The 21,917-nt window shown below is 72.2% G+C and carries 17 protein-coding genes; 14 read left to right on the forward strand and 3 right to left on the reverse strand.

From position 1 onward, the window contains the following. Window positions 1–153: 153 nt before the first annotated feature. Both ACF08F_RS31905 and ACF08F_RS31910 read left to right on the forward strand, forming a co-directional pair. Window positions 154–1,668 (forward strand): APC family permease, encoded by a 1,515-nt coding sequence (locus tag ACF08F_RS31905; protein ID WP_392302003.1) that lies wholly within the window; start codon window positions 154–156, stop codon window positions 1,666–1,668. Window positions 1,669–1,803: 135 nt separating this feature from the next. After that, window positions 1,804–3,447 carry a flavin monoamine oxidase family protein gene (locus tag ACF08F_RS31910; protein WP_392302004.1) on the forward strand — a complete coding sequence of 548 codons (1,644 nt, stop codon included), beginning with the start codon at window positions 1,804–1,806 and terminating at the stop codon, window positions 3,445–3,447. 3 nt (window positions 3,448–3,450) lie between these two features. Here ACF08F_RS31910 and ACF08F_RS31915 read toward each other — a convergent pair whose 3' ends face one another. Both ACF08F_RS31915 and ACF08F_RS31920 read right to left on the reverse strand, forming a co-directional pair. Continuing rightward, window positions 3,451–4,833, reverse strand: a complete 1,383-nt coding sequence (locus ACF08F_RS31915) for an FAD-binding oxidoreductase (RefSeq protein WP_392302005.1) — start codon at window positions 4,831–4,833, stop codon at window positions 3,451–3,453. Window positions 4,834–4,929: 96 nt separating this feature from the next. Continuing rightward, window positions 4,930–6,732, reverse strand: coding sequence for a glycoside hydrolase family 15 protein (locus ACF08F_RS31920; protein WP_392302006.1), 1,803 nt, complete (start codon window positions 6,730–6,732; stop codon window positions 4,930–4,932). A 499-nt stretch (window positions 6,733–7,231) separates the two neighbouring features. Between ACF08F_RS31920 and ACF08F_RS31925 the strand changes: the two genes are divergently transcribed. From ACF08F_RS31925 to ACF08F_RS31980, 12 genes are all read left to right on the forward strand, one after another. Continuing rightward, window positions 7,232–8,890, forward strand: a complete 1,659-nt coding sequence (locus ACF08F_RS31925; protein ID WP_392302123.1) for a CTP synthase — start codon at window positions 7,232–7,234, stop codon at window positions 8,888–8,890. Window positions 8,891–8,988: 98 nt separating this feature from the next. Then, window positions 8,989–9,615 (forward strand): NUDIX domain-containing protein, encoded by a 627-nt coding sequence (locus ACF08F_RS31930; protein ID WP_392302007.1) that lies wholly within the window; start codon window positions 8,989–8,991, stop codon window positions 9,613–9,615. Between the two features lie 185 nt (window positions 9,616–9,800). Then, window positions 9,801–11,786 carry a tetratricopeptide repeat protein gene (locus ACF08F_RS31935; RefSeq protein ID WP_392302008.1) on the forward strand — a complete coding sequence of 662 codons (1,986 nt, stop codon included), beginning with the start codon at window positions 9,801–9,803 and terminating at the stop codon, window positions 11,784–11,786. Window positions 11,787–11,933: 147 nt separating this feature from the next. Next, complete coding sequence (gene ald / locus ACF08F_RS31940) at window positions 11,934–13,049, forward strand: alanine dehydrogenase (protein WP_392302009.1); 1,116 nt, start codon at window positions 11,934–11,936, stop codon at window positions 13,047–13,049. Window positions 13,050–13,497: 448 nt separating this feature from the next. Next, window positions 13,498–14,523 carry a ParA family protein gene (locus tag ACF08F_RS31945; RefSeq protein ID WP_037637819.1) on the forward strand — a complete coding sequence of 342 codons (1,026 nt, stop codon included), beginning with the start codon at window positions 13,498–13,500 and terminating at the stop codon, window positions 14,521–14,523. Continuing rightward, entirely contained in the window at window positions 14,508–15,014 is a 507-nt protein-coding gene (locus tag ACF08F_RS31950) for a hypothetical protein (RefSeq protein ID WP_392302010.1), read from the forward strand. Before ACF08F_RS31945 ends, ACF08F_RS31950 begins: the two co-directional genes overlap by 16 nt. A gap of 48 nt (window positions 15,015–15,062) precedes the next feature. Next, on the forward strand, window positions 15,063–16,310 hold the full coding sequence (locus tag ACF08F_RS31955; RefSeq protein ID WP_392302011.1) for a segregation and condensation protein A: 1,248 nt from the start codon (window positions 15,063–15,065) through the stop codon (window positions 16,308–16,310). 32 nt (window positions 16,311–16,342) lie between these two features. After that, on the forward strand, window positions 16,343–16,900 hold the full coding sequence (scpB, locus tag ACF08F_RS31960) for an SMC-Scp complex subunit ScpB (RefSeq protein ID WP_055646406.1): 558 nt from the start codon (window positions 16,343–16,345) through the stop codon (window positions 16,898–16,900). Beyond that, entirely contained in the window at window positions 16,900–18,132 is a 1,233-nt protein-coding gene (locus ACF08F_RS31965; RefSeq protein ID WP_392302012.1) for a pseudouridine synthase, read from the forward strand. Before scpB ends, ACF08F_RS31965 begins: the two co-directional genes overlap by 1 nt. Window positions 18,133–18,377: 245 nt before the next feature. Then, a complete protein-coding gene (locus tag ACF08F_RS31970; RefSeq protein ID WP_392302013.1) occupies window positions 18,378–19,439 on the forward strand; it encodes an AAA family ATPase in 1,062 nt (353 codons plus the stop codon). After that, the gene (locus ACF08F_RS31975) at window positions 19,436–20,173 is read left to right on the forward strand and encodes an NUDIX domain-containing protein (protein WP_392302014.1); all 738 of its coding nucleotides are present in this window, start codon (window positions 19,436–19,438) and stop codon (window positions 20,171–20,173) included. Before ACF08F_RS31970 ends, ACF08F_RS31975 begins: the two co-directional genes overlap by 4 nt. Continuing rightward, entirely contained in the window at window positions 20,170–21,192 is a 1,023-nt protein-coding gene (locus tag ACF08F_RS31980; RefSeq protein WP_392302015.1) for an ADP-ribosylglycohydrolase family protein, read from the forward strand. The genes ACF08F_RS31975 and ACF08F_RS31980 overlap by 4 nt, the downstream gene beginning before the upstream one ends. Window positions 21,193–21,238: 46 nt before the next feature. Here ACF08F_RS31980 and ACF08F_RS31985 read toward each other — a convergent pair whose 3' ends face one another. Further along, window positions 21,239–21,916: a DNA polymerase beta superfamily protein gene (locus tag ACF08F_RS31985; RefSeq protein WP_392302016.1), complete on the reverse strand. Its 678-nt coding sequence runs from the start codon at window positions 21,914–21,916 to the stop codon at window positions 21,239–21,241. Window position 21,917: the final 1 nt, after the last annotated feature.

The following is a 21,917-nucleotide window of genomic DNA, read 5'->3' on the forward strand; positions in this document are numbered from 1 at the left end:
CGCTACCGCGCGTCCGTGTTCCGGTGACATCACCGCACGGTCACGGCACCGGACACTTCGTACATCGGGGCGACAACTCGTCGCCCCATGGCGGGAATTGTGCGACCCGATGTCGATTGTGGCCTGTGTCACACGCGAGGATGCTCTCGCGCCATGGCAGAGAACCCCACCCCAGAGGTCCACCGGCTGAAGGCCAACTCCGTCGGTCTCGTCGGCGTCGTCTTCATGGCCGTGGCCACCGCGGCCCCGATCACCGCGATGACCGGAAACCTTCCCATAGCCGTCGGCTTCGGCAACGGCACCGGCGCACCCGCCGGGTACCTGTTCGCGACGCTCGTCCTGACCGTCTTCTCCGTCGGCTACGTCGCCATGGCGAAGCGGATCACGGCCGCGGGTGCCTTCTACGGCTACATCTCGCACGGCCTCGGCCGGATCGCCGGCATGGCCTCCGGGATGCTCGCGGTCCTCGCGTACATCGTCTTCGAGGCCTCGATCGTCGGCGTCTTCGCGTACTTCGCCAAGACGACGGTCGCCGACCAGCTCGGCGTCGACATCCCCTGGATCCTGTACGCCGCCGTCATGCTGGCCGTGACGGCCGTCCTCTCGTACTTCGACATCAACCTGACGGCCAAGGCGCTCGGCGTGATGCTCATCGCGGAGATCGCCGTCCTCTTCGCGGTCGCCACCGCCGTCCTGATCGCCGGCGGCGGACCCGAGGGCATCCCGGTCGAGCCGATCAACCCCGTCAACGCCTTCACCGGCACCTCGGCGGGGCTCGGGCTCTTCTTCGCCTTCTGGTCCTGGGTCGGCTTCGAGTCGACGGCCATGTACGGGGAGGAGTCCCGCGACCCGAAGCGGGTCATCCCGCGCGCCACCCTCATCTCCGTCATCGGCGTCGGGCTCTTCTACATCTACGTGTCGTGGATGACGATCGCCGGGAACGGCCTCGCCGGCTCCGTGAAGCTGTCGGCGTCCGCCAGCCCGCTCGACCTGTTCTTCGCGCCCACCCAGTCCTTCATCGGCGCCTGGGCCGTCGACGCCTTCCAGTGGCTGCTGCTGACCGGCTCCTTCGCCTGCGGCATGGCCTTCCACCAGTGCGCCTCGCGCTATCTGTACGCGATCGGCCGCGAGGGATTCCTCCACCCGGCGCTCGGCCGCACCCACGCGCGGCACGGCTCGCCGTACATCGCCTCCTACGTGCAGAGCGCGATCGCCGTCGGTCTCGTCGGCGCCTTCTGGCTCACCGGCCAGGACCCCTACATCCACCTCTACACCCTGCTCGCGATCCTCGGCACGATGGCGATCCTCATCGTCCAGACCCTCTGCTCCTTCGCCGTCATCGGCTACTTCCGCAAGAACCACCCCGAGGACCGGCACTGGTTCAGGACCCTCACCGCACCGCTCCTCGGCGGCATCGGCATGATCGCCGTCGTCGTCCTGCTGATCGTCAACATGGAGACCGCGGCCGGGCTCGCCGCCGACTCCCTCTTCTTCAAGGCGATCCCGTGGATCGTCGGCCTGGTCTTCTTCGGCGGCCTCGGCCTCGGCTTCTACCTGAGGGCCAAGCGGCCCGAGCGCTACGAGATCATCGGCCGGATCGTCCTGGAGGACGCGGCCGAGCGCCCCGCCGAGGCGGCCCCCGCCCCCGCCGCCGTACCGCAGAGCTGAATCCCCGCCGTACCGGCCCCGGACCCGCACGTCCCTCGCACCACCGGCCCCGGACCCGCACGTCCCTCGCACCACCCCGGACCCCGCACTCCCGTCGTACCGCAGAGCCGATTCCCCTTACCCAAGGAGCGCTCCATGGCACGCACCAACCCGATGCACCTGCTGAAGCGCCTCGCCGCCGAGCACGCCCACGCCCGGCGCCTCGGCGTCCCCGTCGACGAGCTCAGAGGCATGAGGACCGACGCCCTCGGGCGCCGCGCCCTCCTCACGTACGCGGCCGCCGCCGGTGTCGCCGTCGGCGCCGCCGGTCTCGGCGGGGCCGCCACCGCCCGCGCCGCCACCCCGTCCCCGCCCGTCAAGACCACCGCCAGGGTCGCCGTCGTCGGCGCCGGGATCTCCGGCCTCACCGCCGCCCTCACCCTCCAGGACGCGGGCCTCAGCCCCGTCCTCTACGAGGCGAACCCCACGCGCGTCGGCGGCCGCATGTGGACCCAGCGCGGCCACTGGGCCTACGGCCAGACCTCCGAGATCGGCGGAGAGCTGATCGACACCAGCCACAAGAAGATCCTGGAACTCTGCCGCCGCTTCGACCTCGACGTCGAGGACTTCCTCGGCGGCGGACCCAACGGGGCCGAGGAGGTCCTCTGGTTCGACGGCGCCTACTACCCGCGCCACCAGGCCGACGAGGACTTCAACGCGGTCTACCAGTCGTTGCGCCGCGACCTCTCCGAGGCGGGCGAGGTCTTCTGGAACCAGACCACACCCACCGGCACCGCCCTCGACAACATGTCCGTGTACGAGTGGATCGAGACCCGGGTCCCCGGCGGCCACTCCTCACCGCTCGGCAAGTTCATCGACGTCGCCTACAACGTCGAGTACGGCGCCGAGACCACCGAGCAGTCCTCGCTCGCCCTCGTCCTCCTCATGGGCTACCAGACCAATCCGGGCAACTTCAACATCTGGGGCCTCTCCAACGAGCGCTACCACATCGTCGGCGGCAACGACCTGCTCCCGAACGCCATCGCCGGCGCCCTCACGGCCGGCACCCTGCGCCGCGGCTGGTCCCTCACCGCCGTACGGGCCAACGCCGACGGCACCCAGACGCTGACCTTCACCGAGGCCGGCGCCGTCCGGACCGTCACCGCGGACCACACGATCCTCTGCCTCCCGCTGCCGATCCTCCAGCAGCTCGACCTCTCGCTCGCCGGCTTCGACCCGCTCATGAGGAACCTCCTGCGGGACGCCCGCATGGGCCACTGCACCAAGCTCAACATGCAGTTCGGCACCCGCCCCTGGCGCGGCACCGGCCCCTGGCCCGGGGTCTCCGCCGGAGACTGTTTCACCGACTCCGAGGTCCAGCAGACCTGGGACACCACCAAGGTCCAGGGCGGCACCGGCGGCATCCTCATCCAGTACGGCGGCGGCAGCCTGGCCAGGAACCTGAACCCGGCCGGGCCGTTCTCCACCGAGTCCGACCCGTACGTACGGAACCTGGTCACCCGATACCTGGCCGGCATCGACGCCTTCTTCCCCGGCACCTCCGCCACGTACACGGGCCGCGCCCAGCTCTCCGCCTGGCACAAGAACCCCCACGCCCTCGGCGCGTACTCCTGCTGGCCCGTCGGCTACCTCCACCGGTACGCGGGATACGAGGGCAGGGCCCAGGGCAACGTCCACATCGGCGGCGAGCACTGCAGCTACGACTTCCAGGGCTTCATGGAGGGCGGGGCCACGGAGGGCGAGCGGGCGGCCAGGGAGGTGATCGCCGCCCTGCGGTGAACCTCAGTCGGCCGGCGCGATGTTGTGGTTGTGGCGGAAGACGTTGTCGGGGTCGTAGGAGGCCTTGACCCGGGCCAGGCGCCGGTAGTTCTCGGCGCCGAAGCCCTCGACGACCCGTCCCTCGCCCTCGGAGCCGATGAAGTTCAGGTACACGGCTCCGGTCGACCACGGCCTCATGTCGGCCCGCACGTCCCGCACCCACTGGATCGCCCGGTCGTCGTCGGCCGGGTCGACCCAGGTCGCGAAGGGGTGGACGCCCCAGGGCGCGGTACGCCACGGAATCGGGTGGTCGGACGGCCCGGCCGCCACGGCGCCGCCCAGCGGGAACAGCACGTGCTGGCAGGCGGTGGGCGGCGGGATCAGCTCCGCGCGGGCGCAGAAGGCGTCCACCGCGGGGTCCGGCAGCTCGTCGAGGTACTCGGCCGACCAGTAGTTCCGCAGGCCCGGCGGGTCGTCGAGCATGCACTGGAGGTCGGCGTACGGGAGGTCCGTGACCATCTCGATCACGGGCTTCAGCGCGAACAGCGGCGCCACGAGCTCCCGGACCTCGGCGACGGGACCCGCGTACGTGAAGAGGGTGCCGCAGAGCAGCTCGCCGACGAGGTGCTCGGGGACGAACGGTTCGGGCGGTGCGGGGAAGTAGATGACCCCGCCGCCCACGCCGTCGGGTGCGGACTCGACGAGGCGGCGGTAGGTCCGCACCACCTCGGCGGCCACCGCCGGCGGGAAGAACAGCATCGCCATGCTCATCTCCGGCAGCTCGTGCAGCCGCATCGTGAGCGAGGTCGCCACCCCGAAGTTGCCGCCGCCGCCGTGCAGCGCCCAGAACAGTTCGGGGTTCTCCTCCGCGTCCGCGTGGACGTGCTTGCCCTCGGCGGTGATGAGGTCGGCGGCGAGCAGGTTGTCGCTGGCCAGCCCGAACTTCCGCTCCAGCCAGCCCGAGCCGCCGCCCAGCGTGAAGCCGCCCACGCCGGTCGTGGACACCCGGCCACCGGTGGTCGCCACGTGGAACGGCTGGCACGCCCGGTCCAGGTGGGACATCGTCGCCCCGCCCTCGACCCGCACCGTCATGTCCTCCGGGTCCACGACCACGGCGTGCATCCGGCGGAGGTCGACGACCAGCGCGCCGTCGATCATCGAGGTCCCGGCGACGCTGTGCCCGCCGCCGCGCACCGCGATCGGCAGCTCGGCCTCGCGGCCGAACAGGATCGCGTTGGACACGTCGGCCTGGGTGGCGCACTGGGCGATCACCGACGGACGCCGGTCGATCATGCCGTTGTGCAGGGCACGCGCCTCGTCGTAACCCGGACCGCCGGGGGTGATCACCTCGCCGGCCAGGTCCTCGACCAGTCCGGCCAGGGCGCTTTCGGAGACATGGGGAGCCATGGGAGCCCCCCTTTCGTACGGGGGACAGGACCCTCTCAGGGTATTCCGGAGGGCCCTGCTCCGCGCTCCAGCCGCCGTGCTTCCGGCGGCCGGGGCTCAGCCGCCGTACGCCCCGCTGGCCGTCAGGCGCAGCGCGGTGTCGATCAGCGGGACGTGGCTGAAGGCCTGCGGGAAGTTGCCCACCTGGCGCTGGAGCCGCGGGTCCCACTCCTCGGCGAGCAGCCCGAGGTCGTTGCGGAGGGAGAGCAGCTTCTCGAAGAGCGTCCGGGCCTCGTCCACGCGGCCGATCATCGCCAGGTCGTCCGCGAGCCAGAAGGAGCAGGCGAGGAACGCGCCCTCGTCGCCCTCCAGGCCGTCGACGCCGGCCTCCTCGCCGGCCGTCGGGTAGCGCAGCACGAAGCCGTCCTCCGTGGACAGCTCCCGCTGGATCGCCTCGATCGTGCCGATGACCCGCTTGTCGTCCGGCGGCAGGAAGCCCATCTGCGGGATCAGCAGCAGCGAGGCGTCCAGCTCCTGGGAGCCGTACGACTGCGTGAAGGTGTTCCGCTCCTTGTCGTAGCCCTTCTCGCAGACGTCCCGGTGGATCTCGTCGCGCAGCTCGCGCCAGCGCTCCAGCGGGCCGTCGGCGTCCCCGGACTCGATGAGCTTGATCGTGCGGTCGACGGCCACCCAGGCCATCACCTTGGAGTGGGTGAAGTGGCGGCGCGGGCCGCGGACCTCCCAGATGCCCTCGTCGGGCTGGTCCCAGTGCTTCTCCAGGTAGTTGATCAGCTTGATCTGGAGGAGGGAGGCGTAGTCGTTGCGGGAGAGGCCCGTCATGTGCGCGAGGTGGAGGGCCTCGGTGACCTCGCCGTAGACGTCCAGCTGGAGCTGGTTGGCGGCGCCGTTGCCGACCCGGACCGGGCCGGAGTTCTCGTACCCCGGGAGCCAGTCGAGCTCCGCCTCGCCGAGCTCCCGCTCGCCCGCGATGCCGTACATGATCTGGAGGTTCTCCGGGTCGCCCGCGACCGCGCGGAGCAGCCAGTCCCGCCAGGCGCGGGCCTCCTCGCGGTAGCCGGTGCGCAGCATCGAGGAGAGGGTGATCGCCGCGTCCCGCAGCCAGGTGTAGCGGTAGTCCCAGTTGCGGACGCCGCCGATCTCCTCGGGCAGCGAGGTCGTCGGCGCGGCCACGATCCCGCCGGTCGGCGCGTACGTCAGCGCCTTCAGCGTGATCAGGGAGCGGACCACGGCCTCCCGGTAGGGGCCGTGGTAGGTGCAGTGGTCGACCCACTCGCTCCAGAACTCGGCGGTCGCCTCCAGCGAGCCCGCCGGGTCCGGCAGCGCGGGCGGCTCCTTGTGGGAGGGCTGCCAGGAGAGCGTGAAGGTGATGCGGTCGCCGGGGGAGACGGTGAACTCGGAGTACGTGGTGAGGGACTCGCCGTGGGTCTCCGCGTCCGCGTCGAGCCACACCGAGTCGGGACCGGCGACGGCGACCGTGCGCTCGCCGACCTTGTGGACCCAGGGCACGATGCGGCCGTAGCTGAAGCGCATCCGCAGCGCGGAGCGCATCGCGACCCGGCCGGAGACGCCCTCCACGATCCGGATGAGCTGCGGCGCGCCGTCGCGCGGGGGCATGAAGTCCGTCACCCGGACCGTGCCGCGCGGGGTGTCCCACTCGGACTCCAGGATCAGCGAGTCGCCCTTGTAGCGGCGCCGGTCGGCCGGGGGCGCCTCGGCGTCCTCGGCCACGGCGGGACCCACCCGCCAGAACCCGTGTTCCTCGGTGCCGAGCAGTCCCGCGAAGACGGCGTGGGAGTCGAAGCGTGGGAGGCACAGCCAGTCGACGCTGCCGTCCCGGCAGACCAGCGCGGCGGTCTGCATGTCTCCGATGAGTGCGTAATCCTCGATGCGCCCGGCCACGTGCTTCACTCCAGTCGAACGGCCATGTCCGCCCCGTGGGGCGCTTGCTCGGATGCGCCGGCTGGGTGTCAGCCGGGTCTGCTGGTGTCAGCGGTCAAGGGTTCGTCGACGAGCGCTCGGTCCGGTCGAGCCGGCGGGGTGGTGCCGATGGCCGGGCTGCTCGGCGGGCTGTGTCCGAGCAGAATACGTCGCACCCTAGTGACCCGGTGATCACGCGGGTAACGCCGCTGCTCCGATCGAGTGAAACATGCCCGTGACCACGTCGATCCCCCGTCGGACAGATCCCGCTCCCCCTTCCGTAGCCGTCCGTGAACACCCGACTGCCGCGTGTGGCCGGAAGCGGTCTCCCGATGTCGCTGATACCCTGGTACCCCGTGGACCGGTGGGAAACGGCGACAGCCGAGGACCCCGAAACCGCAGCGACGGCACCCCCCGATTCTTCCGGAGGGGACGCCGGTACGCACCTCCAGAACGCGACCACGGGAGCCCCCTCTTGGCGATGCCGCCCAACACCACGACGACCAAGCACATCTTCGTCACCGGGGGTGTCGCCTCCTCCCTCGGCAAGGGCCTCACCGCCTCCAGCCTGGGTGCGCTCCTCAAGGCCCGCGGTCTGCGGGTCACGATGCAGAAGCTCGACCCGTACCTGAACGTCGACCCGGGCACGATGAACCCCTTCCAGCACGGTGAGGTGTTCGTCACCAACGACGGCGCCGAGACCGACCTGGACATCGGCCACTACGAGCGCTTCCTCGACGTCGACCTCGACGGCTCGGCCAACGTCACCACCGGTCAGGTCTACTCGCAGGTCATCGCCAAGGAGCGGCGCGGCGAGTACCTGGGCGACACCGTGCAGGTCATCCCGCACATCACCAACGAGATCAAGTCCCGGATCCGCCGCATGGCGACGGACGACGTGGACGTCGTCATCACCGAGGTCGGCGGCACCGTCGGCGACATCGAGTCCCTGCCCTTCCTGGAGACCGTCCGCCAGGTCCGCCACGAGGTCGGCCGCGACAACGTCTTCGTCGTGCACATCTCGCTGCTGCCCTACATCGGCCCCTCCGGCGAGCTGAAGACCAAGCCGACCCAGCACTCGGTCGCCGCCCTCCGCAACATCGGCATCCAGCCGGACGCGATCGTCCTGCGCGCCGACCGCGAGGTCCCGACCGCCATCAAGCGCAAGATCTCGCTGATGTGCGACGTCGACGAGGCCGCGGTCGTCGCCGCCATCGACGCCAAGTCGATCTACGACATCCCGAAGGTCCTGCACACCGAGGGCCTGGACGCCTACGTCGTCCGCAAGCTCGACCTGCCCTTCCGTGACGTGGACTGGTCCACCTGGGACGACCTGCTGGACCGCGTCCACAACCCCGACCACGAGGTCACCGTCGCGCTCGTCGGCAAGTACATCGACCTGCCCGACGCCTACCTGTCGATCACCGAGGCCATGCGGGCCGGCGGCTTCGCCAACAAGGCCCGGGTCAAGGTCAAGTGGGTCACCTCCGACGAGTGCAAGACGCCGGCCGGCGCCAAGAAGCAGCTCGGTGACGTCGACGCGATCCTCATCCCCGGCGGCTTCGGCGACCGCGGTGTGAACGGCAAGATCGGCGCGATCCAGTACGCCCGCGAGAACAAGGTGCCGCTGCTCGGCATCTGCCTCGGCCTCCAGTGCATCGTCATCGAGGCCGCGCGGAACCTGGCGGACATCCCGGACGCCAACTCCACCGAGTTCGACCCGGCGACCGCGCACCCCGTCGTCTCCACGATGGAGGAGCAGCTCGCGTACGTCGAGGGCGCCGGCGACCTGGGCGGAACGATGCGCCTCGGTCTCTACCCGGCGAAGCTCGCCGAGGGCTCCGTCGTGCGCGAGGCCTACAGCGACGAGCCCTACGTCGAGGAGCGCCACCGTCACCGCTACGAGGTGAACAACTCGTACCGCGCGGAGCTGGAGAAGAAGGCCGGTCTGGTCTTCTCCGGCACCTCCCCGGACAACAAGCTCGTCGAGTTCGTCGAGTACCCGCGCGAGATCCACCCCTACCTGGTCGCCACCCAGGCGCACCCGGAGCTCAAGTCCCGCCCGACCCGCCCGCACCCGCTCTTCGCGGGCCTGGTCAAGGCGGCCGTCGAGCGCAAGACGGGCAAGCCCGCGAAGTAACCGGCGCTGTCGTCGGTCGGCGTTAACGTTGCCGGGGTACGGGTCCTTGCGGACGCGTACCCCGGTTTTCGTGTGTGCGCGTACGTGGGAGGACCCAGATGGAGCTGCAGGACACCCCGGAGGAGTGGCGGGTCGTCGCGACGACGACCCCCTTCCAGGGCAAGAAGACCAGTGTCCGCACGGACGACGTGGTGATGCCGGACGGCACGGTCGCCCGCCGCGACTACCAGGTCCACCCCGGCTCGGTGGCCGTCCTGGCCCTGGACGAGCAGGACCGGGTCCTGCTGCTCAAGCAGTACCGGCACCCGGTGCGGCAGAAGCTGTGGGAGATCCCCGCGGGACTCCTCGACGTGCCCGGGGAGAACCCGCTGCACGCCGCCCAGCGCGAGCTGTACGAGGAGGCCCACGTCAAGGCCGGGGACTGGCGGGTCCTGACCGACGTGTACACGACCCCGGGCGGCTGTGACGAGGCCGTACGGATCTTCCTCGCCCGGGACATCGCGGAGGCGGAGGGCGAGCGCTTCGAGGTCTCCGAGGAGGAGGCCGACATGGAGCTGGCGCGGGTCCCGCTCGCGGAGCTCGTGCGCGGGGTCCTCGCGGGTGAGCTGCACAACAACTGCCTGGTGGTGGGCGTCCTGTCGCTGGCCGCCGCGCGCGCGGGCGACGGCGTCGAGGCGCTGCGGCCGGCGGAGGCGCCCTGGCCGGCCCGCCCGTTCGCGTCCTGACCGCGCCTCCGCGTTCCGGCGGGACCCGGGGGGTGAACGGCGGTGTGACCATCGGCTGATCCGATCGGGCGATGTGTCCGCCGTGCTCCGCGGGGTCCGTGCCGCGGCCTGAACTACGCTCGGAATCGCCCGTGCGGAGCCCCCCGCGGGATCGGCTCGTGCGCAGGTGGACGGGAGCGTGGCCCGTGACGGATCAGGCGGTGGCGGCGGCCGTGGGCCGGCGGTTCTTCGGCCGGCAGCGGGAGCTGAAGGCTCTGCGCGCCGACATCGAACGGACGGGCCTCGACACCCTCACGGGCCGCAAGGCACCCCGCGCCCGGGTCCTGCTCGTCGCCGGCAAGCCCGGCTCCGGGCGCACCGCCCTCGCCGAGGAGCTCGCCGAGGGGCTCGCCGAGCGCTACCCCGACGGGGTGTTCCGCGCCCGGCTCACCGAGCCCGGCGGCGACCCCGTCCCCACCGCCCGCGTCGCCCAGGAGCTGCTGGCCGCGCTCGGCGTGGCCGAGCCGCCCGGCGCCGGCGAGGACGAGCTGACCGAACTGGTCCGCCGCGCCTTCGCCGGCCGCCGGGCCGTCCTGATCCTCGACGACGCCGTCGACGCCGAGCAGGCCGACCCGCTGATCCCCGACGACCCCGCCACCCTGGTCGTCGGCGTGTCGCGCGGCCCGCTCACCGGCATCCCCGACGTACGGCCCTGCACCCTCGGCGGGCTCGACCCCAAGTCGGCCATCGAGCTCCTCACCGCCTTCACCGGCTCCGTCCGCATCACCGTCGACCCGCAGGCCGCCGAGACGCTCGTCGAGGAGTGCGGGGGGATGCCCGGCGCCGTCGTCCTCGCCGGGGGCTGGCTCGCGGCCCGCCCCAAGGCCTCCGTCGCCGACCTCGCGAAGCAGCTGCGCGGGCTGACCGGTGACCCGCTCACCCGGACCTTCGTGCTGGCACACGAGGCGCTGCCCGCGACCGCCGCCCGGATACTGCGATTCCTCTCCCTGGCCCCGCTCGGCCGGGCCGACGCCCACACCGCCTCCGCCCTGGCCGGCTGCTCGGTCTCCGCGGCGGCCACCACCCTGACCGACTTCGCCGCCCTGGGGCTCGTCTCCGACGCGGGCGACGGGCAGTACGAGGTCCCCGGCCACCTCGTTCCCCTCCTTCGCGCCCAGCTGGAGGAGCGCGACCGGCCCGCCGAGGTGCAGCTCGCCCGGGCCCGGATGCTGGAGCGGACCGTACGGCTCCTCCAGTCGTGCCGTGCGGTCACCGAACCCGAGGGCTCGGCCGCCCGGCGGAAGCTCGCCGGTCTGCCGCGCGCCCTGCGCTTCCCCAGCAGGGAGGCGGGGGCCGACTGGCTGCGCTCCCGGCAGCCCGCCCTGCTCGCCTCCGCCCGCCTCGCGGTCGCCGACGGGGAGCTCGACACCCTGGCCCGCCGCCTGATCGCCTCCTTCGTCCGGGCGCTCGCCGCGCACCGGGGCGCCGAGGCCGCCGCGCCCGAGCTGTACGGCCTGCACCGGCTGGTCCTGGACGTGGCCGAGCGGCGCGGGCTGCACCGAGAGCGGGCGGCCGCCCTGCTGAACCTCGCCGACCTGGACGCCCGGACCGGACGGACACAGGAGGCTCTGCTGCGATATCGGTTGGCTTTGGATGCCGGAAGGGCGGCAAATGATCCGTACGCCACCGGTCGCGCAATGGAATCCGTAGGTGGCTCGTATCAGGAGCTCGGGGACTGGCAGCGGGCCGGGGACTGGTACGGGCGGGCGCTCGCCCAGCGCCTCGCCCGGGACGAGCGCGCCGACCAGGCCCGGCTGTACGGACGCCTCGGCGCCGTGCAGACCTACGCCGGGCGGTACGGGGAGGCCCTGCGGAACTGGCGGGCCGCCGCGGCCGGCTACCGCAGGCTCGCCGATCTCCCGGGCCACGCGCGGGCGTTGAGCGAGGCGGCCCGGGTCCAGGAGTACGCGGGACGGCCCGAGGAGTCGCTGCGGACCTGCGAGGAGGCGGTGGAGTGGGCCCGCCGCGCGCAGGACACCCGGCTCCAGGCGGCCCTCCAGCTCCGGCTCGCCGACACGCTCGACCGGCTCGGGGACCCCGCCGCGGCCGGGCTGCACAGGGCCGCAGCGGAACGATTGCTGGAATCACGCGCGGCAGCCTGCGAAATCCGCAGTGGGTTCGAGAAAGATTAGTACTTTGAAAGGCTAGACACCGGGAACTCCTTCATTAGACTGGGTCCGCCGCGTTCGAACGTGGTCTGCCCCGGTGCGCCGCAGTGCATCCGGGTATGTATCGCAGTACCCCAGTTGTCCCCCCAGATTCAAGGACCGTGATCGACGATGAAGGTCGGCATCCCCCGCGAGGTCAAGAACAACGAGTTCCGCGTGGCCATCACCCCTGCGGGTGTCCACGAGCTCGTCCGCAACGGCCACCAGGTCTTCATCGAGCAGAACGCCGGTGTCGGCTCCTCGATCACGGATGAGGAGTACGTCGCCGCCGGCGCCGAGATCCTCCCCACCGCCGACGAGGTCTGGGCCATCGCCGACCTGCTGCTCAAGGTCAAGGAGCCCATCGCGGAGGAGTACCACCGCCTCCGCAAGGACCAGACCCTCTTCACGTACCTGCACCTCGCCGCCTCCCGCGAGTGCACGGACGCGCTGCTGGAGTCCGGCACCACCGCCATCGCCTACGAGACCGTCGAGACCGCGAACCGCGCCCTGCCGCTGCTCGCCCCGATGTCCGAGGTCGCGGGCCGCCTGGCCCCGCAGGTCGGCGCGTACCACCTGATGCGCTCGGTCGGCGGCCGTGGCGTCCTCCCCGGCGGCGTCCCCGGCACCCACGCCGGCGAGTGCGTGGTCATCGGCGGCGGCGTCTCCGGCTGGAACGCCACGCAGATCGCCGTCGGCATGGGCTTCCACGTGACCCTGCTCGACCGCGACATCAACAAGCTCCGCGAGGCCGACAAGATCTTCGGCACCAAGGTGAAGACGATCGTCTCCAACGCCTACGAGCTGGAGAAGGCCGTCGTCGAGGCCGACCTCGTCATCGGCGCCGTCCTCATCCCGGGTGCCAAGGCCCCGAAGCTGGTCACCAACGAGCTCGTCGCCAAGATGAAGCCCGGAAGTGTCCTTGTCGACATTGCGATCGACCAGGGCGGCTGCTTCGAGGACTCCCACGCGACCACCCACGCCGAGCCGACCTTCCAGGTCCACAACTCGGTCTTCTACTGCGTCGCCAACATGCCGGGCGCCGTCCCGAACACCTCCACCTACGCCCTCACCAACGCCACGCTGCCCTACATCGTGTCGCTGGCGAACAACGGCTGGGTCGAGGCGCTGCGCCGCGACGCCGCCCTCGGTCTGGGCCTCAACACCCATGACGGCAAGGTGGTTTACAAGGAGGTCGCCGAGGCGCACGGCCTCGACCACGTCGAGCTGAGCACCCTCCTGGGCTGACCCCCGACGCACCGCCGTCAACCGGTGCCGTCAATGCCACACACCCGGCCGGACCTTGTTCGACAAGGTCCGGCCGGCTGTGCGTCCGGCCACGTCCGGGGCCCGAGCAACTCGCCTCGAACGTAACCCTTTAACCGTTTCGCGCACCCCTGAAACGTGTGGATGCATGCCTGCGCACCCTTGACAGAGACGTGTTCGGTTGCCGACACATCCGGCCGGGTCCGGCGGATTGTGTTGCTGCGGAGCGGTGACACGCCATAGAGTCGCCAACCGTCGGCATGGTGCCACGCTGACCTATCGATAAATGTTCCTGGTGACATCCAAGGAGGTAAGACGACTTGTGAATGAGTCGACAATTACTCCCGGGAGCGGTGCGCCAGGTGCTCCGATCGGCTCCGTCGCGGTGCGGACCTTCGCGACGCACCAGCCCATGACGACAGCCCACACGATGAAGACGATGGACGGCCTACACGTGAACGCCACGGCCGGCAACGAGATGGGCCGAGAGTCCACCCACTTCGCCGCCTTTGACGAGGTGCCCGAGGGGCACTTCTACGACCCCGACGCCGAGTACGAGCCCGACCCGGAGTACGCGGCCACCCTCGCACCCGACGCTGCCCGCCAGCGCCGCGAGCGGATCGGCCCCACCGGACGGCCCCTGCCGTACTTCCCGATCCCGGGTCCCCTGACCGACCACGGACCCGCCAAGATCATCGCGATGTGCAACCAGAAGGGCGGCGTCGGCAAGACCACGTCGACCATCAACCTGGGTGCCGCGCTCGCCGAGTACGGACGACGGGTGCTGCTCGTCGACTTCGACCCGCAGGGAGCCCTGTCGGTCGGCCTCGGCGTGAACCCGATGGAGCTCGACCTCACCGTCTACAACCTGCTCATGGAGCGGGGCATGTCGGCGGACGAGGTGCTCCTCAAGACCGCGGTCCCCAACATGGACCTGCTGCCGAGCAACATCGACCTCTCGGCGGCCGAAGTCCAGCTCGTCAGCGAGGTCGCGCGCGAGTCCACGCTCCAGCGCGCCCTGAAGCCGCTGATGAACGACTACGACTACATCGTGATCGACTGTCAGCCCTCGCTCGGCCTGCTGACCGTGAACGCCCTGACGGCGGCTCACAAGGTCATCGTGCCGCTGGAATGCGAGTTCTTCGCCCTGCGCGGAGTGGCCCTGCTGACCGAGACCATCGAGAAGGTCCAGGAGCGGCTCAACCCCGAGCTGGAGCTCGACGGCATCCTCGCCACGATGTACGACTCGCGGACCGTGCACAGCCGTGAGGTCCTCGCGCGCGTCGTCGAGGCCTTCGACGACCACGTGTACCACACGGTCATCGGGCGGACCGTGCGCTTCCCGGAGACCACGGTCGCCGGCGAGCCCATCACCACCTACGCCTCGAACTCCGTGGGTGCCGCCGCCTACCGTCAGCTCGCCAGGGAGGTGCTCGCCCGGTGTCACGCCGAGTGAGTCTGCCCGGCGCCGACGAACTCTTCCGTACGACCGGGGGTACGGCGCTCCAGTCGTCCTCACCCCGACGGGCCGTCCCGGCCCCGGCGGGCGAGAGCGACACGGCGGCGGCCGAGGGCTCCGCGGAACACACGGCCGCGGACTCCGAGGCGGCCGAGCCCCGGGCCCGCACGGCGGAGCCGGAAGGCCCCGCCGCAGCGAAGCCCGCGGCCCCCGCCGCGGTCCCGGCCCCGGCGGCCGCCCGGCGGCGCGGCGGCCGTACCCCGAACAGGCGGCCCAGCGGCCGTGAGCGCCACGACGAGAAGATCACGGTCTACGTCTCCGCCGAGGAGCTCATGGACCTGGAGCACGCCCGGCTGGTGCTCCGCGGTGAGCACGGGCTCGCCGTCGACCGGGGCAGGATCGTCCGGGAGGCCGTCGCCGTCGTGCTGGCGGACCTGGAGTCCCGCGGCGACGCGAGCATCCTCGTGCGCCGCCTGCGCGGCCGCTGACGGTAGCCTGCGGGCTGCTGCCGAGCTCTCCGTTCCCCCTGGACCCCCATGCACCACGCCTCTGACGAAACGTCCCGCCCGCCGGGCCGCCGCCCCCTGGGCCGCGGCCCGGTCGGGCTGCGGGGGCCTGCCGCCCCCGAGGCGGAGACGGCCCCGGGCGGGGCGGAGGCGGCCGAGCCGGTGGCCCCGGCCGTGGCGGAGCAAGCGGCGGAGGCCGCGTCAGGGCCCCTGACCGAGCCTGCGGCCGAGCGCGTGACGGAGGCGGAGACGGGGGTCGAGGCTCAGCCTGTCGACGAGCCCGTGGCGGGGGCGGAGACGGGGTCTCCAGGCGAGTCCGTGGCCGTGCCTGTGGCCGAGTCCGTGGCTGCGGCCGTAGCCGTGCCCGTGGCCGGGTCCGTCGACGATTCCGCGGCGGGGCCCCCGGCCGGTGCTCCTGGTGGCGGTGAGGTCGGTGACGGGCGGTTCACCGTGCGGCTCGCGAACTTCGAGGGGCCCTTCGACCTGCTCCTCCAGCTCATCACCAAGCACAAGCTCGACGTCACCGAGGTCGCCCTCTCCCAGGTCACCGACGAGTTCATGGCGCACCTCCGCGCCCTCGGCCCCGACGGCGACCTCGACCAGACCACCGAGTTCCTCGTCGTCGCCGCCACCCTGCTCGACCTCAAGGCCGCCCGGCTGCTGCCCGTCGCCGAGGTGGAGGACGAGGCCGACCTCGCCCTCCTGGAGGCGCGCGACCTCCTCTTCGCCCGGCTCCTCCAGTACCGCGCGTACAAGCGGATCGCGGAGATCTTCCAGGACCGCTGGGAGGCCGAGGGCCGCCGCCACCCCCGTACCGTCGGGCTCGAACCGCACCACGCCGAGCTGCTCCCCGAGGTCGTCATCTCCATCGGTGCCGAGGGCTTCGCCAAGCTCGCCGTCAAGGCCATGCAGCCCAAGGCCGAACCCCAGGTCTACGTCGACCACATCCACGCCCCGCTCGTCAGCGTCCGGGAACAGGCCGCCGTGGTCGTGGCGCTCCTGCGCGAGCGCGGGACGGCGGCCTTCCGCGAGCTGATCGAGGACGCCGGCGACACCCTCACCGTCGTCGCCCGCTTCCTCGCCCTCCTGGAGCTCTACCGGGAGAAGGCCGTCGGCCTCGACCAGGAGACGGCCCTCGGGGAGCTCACCGTCACCTGGGCCGGCGGCGACCGGGACGCCCGCGTCACCGACGAGTTCGACCGGGAACCCGACCCCGACCGGGACTCCGACCCCGACCCCGACCCCGTGTCCGCCCCAGAAACGGAGGCCCCGGAGTGAGCGACCTCAAGCCCTCCCTCGAAGCCGTCCTGATGGTCGTCGACGAGCCCGCCACCGAGCAGCACCTCGCCAAGGTCCTGGACCGGACCCCGCGCGAGGTGGCCGACGCCCTGCACGAGCTGGCCGACGAGTACACCGCCCAGGGCCGCGGCTTCGAGCTGCGACGGGTGGCCGGCGGCTGGCGCTACTACACCCGGGCGGCCCACGCCGCCGCCGTCGAGGCCTTCGTGCTCGACGGGCAGCAGGCCCGGCTCACCCAGGCGGCCCTGGAGACCCTCGCGGTCGTCGCGTACCGCCAGCCGGTCAGCCGTTCCCGGGTCTCCGCGGTCCGCGGGGTCAACTGCGACGGGGTCATGCGGACCCTCCTCCAGCGGGGTCTGGTGGAGGAGGCGGGCGCGGAACCCGAAACAGGTGCGATCCTGTACAGGACGACGAACTACTTCCTGGAGCGGATGGGCCTGCGCGGCCTGGACGAACTCCCCGAGCTCGCGCCTTTCCTCCCCGAGGCCGAGGCGGTCGAGCCGGACTCCCTGGAAGGCGTCCCGTCGTTCGATCCGGACGCAGACGTAGACGATAAGACGGAAATTTGATGCGAAGCAGCAGCGGCAGGAACAGCAGCGGAAACAACGGCGGGAGCCGTGGTGGCAACAGCGGCGGCCGCGGCGGCAGCGGCGGTGGCCGCGGCGGCAGCAGCAGCGGTGGCGGCGGCTACCGCGGCGGCGGCAGCGGCGGCGGCGCCGGGCGTGGTGGCAGCGGCGGTGGTCGCGGCGGCAGCGGCGGTGGCGGTGGCTACCGCGGCGCCGGCGGCGGCCGCGACGACCGGCAGGGCGGCGGCAGCAGCCGGCCGCGCAACCCGCGTCCGGAGGAGCGCCAGTACGACGTCCCCGGCCTCGCCGGCTCCGACGGCCCCAAGCGCGGTCGCGGCTCCGCGGCGCGCGGCGGCGCCAAGGGCGGCCCCCGGCAGTCCCCGCAGCGCGGTGGCGGCCGTACGACCCCGTCCCGCTCGCGCGAGTACGACGCCCGCACGGAGGAGCGCAACCGGGAGCGGTACGCCGGCAAGCCGGAGATCAAGACCCCGAAGACCTTCCCCGGCGCCGAGCAGGAGGGCGAGCGTCTGCAGAAGGTCCTCGCCCGTGCCGGCATGGGCTCCCGCCGTGCCTGCGAGGAGCTCATCGAGCAGGCCCGCGTCGAGGTCAACGGCCAGATCGTGCTCGAGCAGGGCATGCGCGTCGACCCGGAGAAGGACGAGATCAAGGTGGACGGGCTGACCGTCGCCACCCAGTCCTACCTGTTCTTCGCGCTGAACAAGCCCTCCGGCGTCGTCTCCACGATGGAGGACCCGGAAGGCCGCCAGTGCCTGGGCGACTACGTCAACAACCGTGAGACCCGGCTCTTCCACGTCGGCCGGCTCGACACGGAGACCGAGGGCATCATCCTGCTCACCAACCACGGTGAGCTGGCCCACCGCCTCACGCACCCCAAGTACGGCGTGAAGAAGACCTACCTCGCCGCGATCACCGGCCCGCTGCCCCGCGAGGTCGGCCGCATGCTCAAGGACGGCATCGAGCTGGAGGACGGGTACGCCCGCGCCGACCACTTCCGTGTCGTCGAGCAGACCGGCAAGAACTACCTGGTCGAGGTCACCCTGCACGAGGGCCGCAAGCACATCGTGCGCCGGATGCTGGCCGAGGCCGGCTTCCCGGTCGACAAGCTGGTCCGTACGGCCTTCGGCCCGATCGCCCTGGGCGACCAGAAGTCGGGCTGGCTGCGCCGTCTGACCAACACCGAGGTCGGCATGCTGATGAAGGAAGTCGGGATGTAGTTCCCGCCCCCTCGCCGAAGGAGGCCCGTGACCGCGCGTCGGTCACGGGCCTCCTTCGCGCTTGTGGCCAGGACGCGTCAGCATTTATAGTCAAGGTGACTCTTAAGGGTGCAGTGACGCGCCCGCGTTCGTCTCCATCGCCCTCGCCGTGTGCGGCCGGCGGACCTGGACCCACGGGGGTGGACCAGGCCTCCGGCCGCGGCGGGGGAGGTGGACGCAGGAGTTCCGACGAGGGGAGGTCCGGCATGGGGCCCTACGGGACGCGGTCCGAGGGCGGTCCGGAGCGGTACGGGCACGGCCTCGTCGTCGGCGGCTTCTGTCCGCCGCACACCGGCCACCACCACCTCGTCCGCACCGCGGCCGACCGGTGCGAGCGCCTCACCGTGCTCGTCCGCGCCTCCTCGGACGACGGCCTGCCCCTGACCGAGCGCGTCGCCTGGATGCGCGAGATCCACCCCGACGCCTTCGTCGTCGGAGCCGTCGACGAGCTGCCCGTCGACCTCCGGGCGGTGGTGCCCGAGCGCGTCGACGCCGTCTTCACCTCGGAGCCGTACGGGTGCGGGGAGGAGCTCGGCCGCCGCTTCGGCGCGGAGTCCGTGCGCGTCACCCCCGACGCCACCCGCTTCCCCGTCTCCGACGCCGCCGTCCGCGCCTGCCTCGCCGGCTCCTGGGACTTCCTGGAGCCACCGGTCCGCGCCGCGCTCACCCGGCGTGTCGTCGTCCTCGGCGCCGCGTCCACCGGCGTCACCACCCTGGCACTCGCCCTCACCGACCACTACCGGCGGCGCGGCGGCGTCTGGACCCGCACCCGGTGCGTACCCGCGTACGCGCACGAGTACCGCGAACGCCGGCTCGCCGGCCTCGGAGCCGAGCACCCCGACGCCACCCGGTCCGACCTCGCACTCCGCTCCTCCGACTTCCCCGTCATCGCGCAGCGCCAGGCCGAACTCGAGGAGGAGGCGGCCCGCGACGGCTCGCCCGTCCTCTTCTGCGACACCGACGCCTTCGCCACCACCATCCGGCACGAGCGGTACCTCGGCACCGCCAGCGCGGAGACCGGGGAGATCGCCGCCCGCGGCCGGCAGCACCTCTGGCTGCTCACCGACCACCGGGGCGTCGGCCGGGAGGACGACGAGCTGCGCCCCTGGATGACCGCGCGCCTCCTCACCCAGCTCGCCCGCACCGGCCGCCGCACGGCCGTCCTCAGCGGCCCGCACGAGGAACGGCTCGCGACGGCCGTCGCCGCCGTCGACGCGCTGCTGGCCGAGGGCGGACACCTCGCCGATCGCACCCCGGAGCGCCGATGAGCACCCCCAGGGCACCCGAGGGCTACGACAGGTACGCCTTCGAACCCTTCGCCGTCACCGTCGACCTCGCGGTCCTCACCGTCCGCGAGGAACGCCTGCACGTCCTCCTCGTCCAGCGCGGCCAGGAACCCCACGCGGGGGAGTGGGCGCTGCCCGGCGGCTTCGTCCTGCCCCGCGAGTCCGCCGAGACGGCCGCCCGCCGCGAGCTCGCGGAGGAGACCGGGCTGCCGACGGCCGTCGTCGAGGGCCTCCACCTCGAACAGCTCCGGACCTACAGCGAACCCGACCGGGACCCCCGGATGCGGGTGGTCTCCGTCGCCTTCACCGCGCTCGTCCCGGGCCTGCCCGAGCCGCGCGGCGGCGGCGACGCGGCCGAGGCGCGGTGGCTGCCCTACGGCTCGCACGGGCCGCTGGCCTTCGACCACGACCGGATCCTCGCCGACGCCCGCGAACGGGTCGGCGCCAAGCTCGAGTACTCGTGTCTCGCCACCGCCTTCTGCCCGCCGGAGTTCACCCTCGGCGAGCTGCGGCAGGTGTACGAGACGGTCTGGGGCGTCGAACTCGACCGCCCCAACTTCCGGCGCAAGGTCCTCACCACAACCGGCTTCGTCCGGGCCGTGGAAGGCCCGCCGCGCCGTACCGGCGGACGGGGGAAACCGGCCGCGCTCTACCGGGCGGGAGAGGCCACGGCCCTCCACCCGCCGCTGCTCCGACCGGAAGGACGATCCACATGACGCGGCAGACCGCCAAGAAGGCCGCCACCGGCTCGCTGATCGGGCTGGCGCTCGGCGACGCGCTGGGCTTCCCCACCGAGTTCAACGACGTGCCGTCGATCCTCGCGAAGTACGGGCCCTGGCGGAGGGCGCAGCTGCCGGTGACGCGCGGCACGGCGTACGTCACCGACGACACCCAGATGACCCTCGCCCTCGCCCGGGCCCTCAGGGCCTGCGACGAGCGGGGCGTGGCGGGCCCCGAGCGTCTCGCCGACACCATCCGCCGGGAGTACGTCCGCTGGTACCACTCGCCGGACAACAACCGCGCCCCCGGCAACACCTGCCTGCGCGCCTGCGCCCTCCTCGACGGCGACGGCCTCTGGCAGGACGCCAGCCAGATCCACTCCAAGGGCTGCGGCGCCAACATGCGGGTCGCCCCGCTGGGACTCCGGCCCGTGTACGACGAGCAGGTCGCCGGTGCCGCCCAGCTCCAGGCCGCCCTCACCCACGGCCACCCCACCGCCCTCGCCGCCTCCGACCTCACCGCCCGCGCCGTGTGGCTGCTCGCCCAGGGCGTGGACCCGACCGGGCTCGTCGGACAGCTGCGCTCGTACGCGTACGAGAACCGGGACCGCTACCACGAGCGCTGGCTCGGCGACCTCTGGACCCGCTCGCAGGACCCCGACGCCGGGCACTTCATCCGGCGCGGCTGGGACGAGTGCCTGGCCGTCCTGGAGCGCCTCGACGCCGTCCAGCGCACGGCCGACCCGGAGCTAGACCCCTGCGAGTACACCGGCGACGGCTGGATCGCCGAGGAGGCCTTCGCGACCGGCCTGCTGTGCTTCCTGCTCTTCCCCGCCGAGCCCCTCACCGCTCTGCGCCGGGCGGCCTGCACCCGTGGCGACTCCGACTCGATCGCCGCCCTCGCGGGCGCCTTCGCCGGCGCGCACCTGGGCGCCGACGCCTGGCCGGCGGAGTGGGCGGACCGCATCGAGTACCGGAGCGAACTGCTGGCCTTCGGGACGCTCTGGGACGCCTGAGCGGACCCGGCGGCCCTGGCCGAGCGGGGCGGCGGCCGGGAGGAGGTCAGAGCGAGGCGCGGCGGGCCCGGATCAGGAAGTCCTGGACGCGGGCGTGGTCCGGGGCGGCCGGGAGCGGGCTGGTGTCGTGGGCCCGGTCCGCCTCGTCCTGGAGGCGGTTCATCCAGGTCTCGACCTCCTGCCACGACACCTCGCCGCGCTTGACCGCGAGGAAGCGGTCGCGCTCCTCGCCGACGTCGACGCGGAGCTCGCCCGTGCGCAGCAGATCGCGGCAGCTCGTCAGCAGCCGCAGCAGGTGCATCGCGTGCTTCCAGCGCGGCTCCCCGTGCCGGCGGACGTCCGCGTCCAGCTTGCGGCGCTGGCCGTCGGCGTACCGGACGAAGGTCTGGTGGGCCTGCCGGGACAGGAACGCCCCGCGCAGGGAGAGCAGTTCGTGCCCGAACCCGTCGACGTGCTCGACGACGGGGGAGTGCAGGCACTCCAGGGTGTTCGGGTTGTTGCGCAGGGCCAGCTCGCAGAAGCGCTCCAGCTCCCAGCTGAACTGGTCCTCGCCCGGGCCCTCCACATGGGCCGGGGGCTTGTCGAACCGCCAGAAGAGCGGCGTCGGGGCGAGGTACACGCCTCGCACGTCGGTGTCGCTGCCCTCGGTCGCCAGCCCGAAGGCGTGCGAGCCCATCACGCAGGAGTAGATCGTGTGGTCGCGCACCAGCTCGTCCGGAGTCATG

It is taken from the genome of Streptomyces sp. NPDC015130 (genome assembly GCF_043080005.1).
GTDB lineage: Bacteria > Actinomycetota > Actinomycetes > Streptomycetales > Streptomycetaceae > Streptomyces.